This is a genomic window from Chitinophaga sp., assembly GCF_036566945.1.
Classification (GTDB): Bacteria; Bacteroidota; Bacteroidia; order Chitinophagales; family Chitinophagaceae; genus Chitinophaga.
The window spans coordinates 1-3,166 of the sequence record NZ_DATCVJ010001043.1 but is presented as its reverse complement, the minus strand read 5'-3'; the positions used below and the strand labels follow the sequence as shown (position 1 = coordinate 3,166).

Sequence of the window (3,166 nt, the reverse complement as noted above, 5' to 3'; positions counted from 1 at the left end):
CTGTTGCACCGGAATGTTATTGACCTTTAATCCTGTAAGTAATACTTCCGGCATATTCGAATGGTAGTACAGGCTATCGGGATAAAAAATATTCAGCCCTTTGATACCGCCAAACATAAATTCACCGGTCGACAGCGCCAGTGTTGCGTTGTAGTTCAGCTGGTTGCTAAGCAATCCGTCTGACTGCGAAAAATTCCTGAAAGTCTTTTCCCTGGGGTTAAACCTGGAAATGCCGTAGAAGGTACTGATCCAGAGATAACCGTTGTTATCTTCCATTATTTTCAGGATGGAATTATTGGAAAGGCCAACGGCCTTTGTAAATCGGGTATAGGCGCCGGTTTCCCGGTTAAACAGCAATAAGCCACCTCCTTCGGTACCTATCCAGCAATGACCATCTTTGTCTTCATGAAAAGCGCGGACCGGATAACCGATATTGAAAAAACGATGCTTTTTATGAACCCGGTCTACCTGTATCAAAGAAGTATAATTTCCCGCCCAACAGTTGCCGCTGCTGTCTTCTGCGAGAGAAAGGATGTTAGTAAGACTGCTGTCAAACACTTCAAAACGGTTCGCACTTTTATTAAGCCTGTATAAAGGTCCGTTGGTGCAAACACCGGCCCATAGGGTCTTTTGCATATCTTCATACAATATCCAGGTATTTTTATCTTCTCTGTTGGTCAGCGGGTTAAAACAAGGATAGTTTTCAAAAGTGCGGGCGCCTTTATTATACCGATAGATACCATCATTCCAGGTGGTGAGCCATATGGTATGCTGATCGTCACTGAGAATGCTGGTCACGAAATCGTTGCATAACGAATGATTGTTGCCGGACAGGTGTTTAAAGTTGGTAAATTTATCCTGTTCCCGGTTCCAGATACTTAAACCGCCGCCGTCCGTACCTATCCAGATGTTATGGTCTTCATCTTCGCAAAGGGACAAAATAAAATTATTGATCAGGCTATTGGAATTGAGAGGATCATTTGTGATGCTGGCAAATCCGGTGCGTTTGGGATCCAGAATATTAACGCCTCCGCGCAGCGTACCTATCCATTTGCGGCCCTCACGATCTTCAAATATGGAGAACACAGCGGTGCTGGTCAGCAGATCTTTATGCTGAGGTGATAACAATCGATTGATCTGGTTGTTGTCCAGCGACATTGTAAAAACACCTTCACCGTCGCATGCTATCCAGAGTTTATGCTGCCGGTCAATCATCAGATCCACTACCCTGTTGGAATGGGTAATCAGTACATTATCGAATAAGTTGGATGCAATGCTATATTTATATACTCCTTCGTAGGTACCCAGCCACAGGTGGCCGTTGTGATCGGCCAGCAGCGCGGTGCCGTTACGGATACTATCATTGATCACGTTGACCATGCCGCTTTTATTATCATAGCGGCACAGTCCCACGTTCCGCACAAACAACCAGGCTTGTTGTGACTCCGTCAACGCTACTGACATCACCTCATAATGTGTGTTCCCATTGGCAAGTGGCGCCTGCAGGGCGGGTCCCTTACCGCTATAAACCAGCAGTCCTTCACGATCGGTACCGATAAACATTCTTTCCCGGTCGCCGGCTTTAATGACATTTACCGTTACCTGTATTTTTTTTTCGATAGTCGCTTTATATGGCAAATAAGTGAGGCCGGAGAAACGACCAGACCTGTTATTATAAATGCTCACACCGCGACGGGTACCAATCCAGAGGCGATTGTTGTGGTCTTCTGTAATACAGGCGATCCGGTTGTTGGCCAAAGAACCGGCGTCATTAAATTCGTTCCTGTAAGTGGTAAAGTTGTAGCCGTCGTAGCGGTTGAGGCCATCGTAGGTGCCAAACCACATTAACCCGTTATGGTCCTGGTAAATACTGGTAACGGCGTTATTGGAAAGGCCCTGCTCAATACCCAGGTAATTGAGTGACGAAGGCATCTGAGCAGAAACTTTAGTCAGCATGGCTAAGCAATACAATATCCAAAAGACAGCTGACTTAGTCATCTTATTCCCTGTTTGTATTTTCATAACGTTGAAAAGGGAAGTTAAAAAAAATATCCGGATTATATTTCTTTAAGATGATTCATGATAAAGGCGGTATTGAAGTTGCTGCGTAATGAAGAGGTGGACGGTAAGAAAAAGAACTAGAAAAGATGTTGTTTGTAAATATTTTCTGCTGTAAATTATGCAGGTCGTCATGCACTTCAAATGGATACTAGTGATACCAGAAGCAAACTTAAAAATATCCTTGACGGAATTATCATTGAGAGGGCAGCAGATAATTGCACAGCAACCAGGAATATCTTATGCGCAAGCTTTAGCACAAGTACAACGGTTAAAAGAGATTTCGAAAGTAAAGTAGTCGCAAAAAAAGAGCAGGTCGAATTCTTAAAAACCTATGCATCGGAAAGGAACCTTTCAATAAAACAAGCCCCAAACGAATCCGAATATCTTACCAGAGGTGGTGAATCCAACAATTTACTGGGATACAACGGTTTTGAAAATACATTAAGGAATGGACTTCCTACCAGCAATTATTACAATAAAGAGTTAGGATTGATTCTCAAAGATATCTACGATGAAAAGGTTATCGTGAAAGCCAATACTCTTTTCTTTATTGATACAGTATTTTATACGCTCAGAAACTACGCAGGCTACAAGGAAAATTATTTTCTGGAATACCATTTTTGCCCAGGCCACCAGTCCTTTTGAGATGACAACGTAGCGGCATTATATTCAATAGAGGAATTCTCATCGAGCTTATTTTCTTTAGATAAGCTATCACGGTCATTGGCATCTAACCACTCGTCTTGCTGATTTATCAATGGATCTATCCAATTCGCCTTTTGCCTGGCCCACTCCAGCCATAACCTCATTTCTTCGGATATATCCTGACTATCCATCATCATTTTTTGTTCGAGCCGGTCGATGTATCTCCGGATTTCCTCTGCCTTTTCTGAACGATGGCTATCTTGAAGTAACTGCCTCACCTTGCTCATTTCTCTTTTCTTACGTTCTATCCGCTCCTTGCGAATGCGCTGTTCTTCTTCATAATCATCATGCCATTTCTTTTGTACAGCACGTTCCTCTGTAAATCGCTCACCTAATAATTCAAGTTTGGCTATTAGTTTTGACAACTGCTCTTCAATTGATATTTTGCCATCAGTACATG

The 3,166-nt window shown here is 42.9% G+C and carries 3 protein-coding genes; 1 reads left to right on the top strand and 2 read right to left on the bottom strand.

Annotated elements, in window-relative coordinates:
- On the bottom strand, positions 1-1,932 hold a 1,932-nt coding region (locus VIP81_RS31460; RefSeq protein WP_331971475.1), incomplete at its 3' end, for a ligand-binding sensor domain-containing protein.
- 270 nt (positions 1,933-2,202) lie between these two features.
- Between VIP81_RS31460 and VIP81_RS31455 the strand changes: the two genes are divergently transcribed.
- Positions 2,203-2,706, top strand: a complete 504-nt coding sequence (locus VIP81_RS31455) for a hypothetical protein (RefSeq protein ID WP_331971472.1) — start codon at positions 2,203-2,205, stop codon at positions 2,704-2,706.
- Here VIP81_RS31455 and VIP81_RS31450 read toward each other — a convergent pair.
- A partial coding sequence (locus VIP81_RS31450) for a hypothetical protein (protein ID WP_331971469.1) occupies positions 2,661-3,166 on the bottom strand: 506 nt, incomplete at its 5' end. The genes VIP81_RS31455 and VIP81_RS31450 overlap by 46 nt on opposite strands.

Bases quoted from the DNA above. Each gene is read 5' to 3' on its own strand.
- VIP81_RS31455 (WP_331971472.1), top strand. From the start codon at position 2,203: ATGGATACTAGTGATACCAGAAGCAAACTTAAAAATATCCTTGACGGA.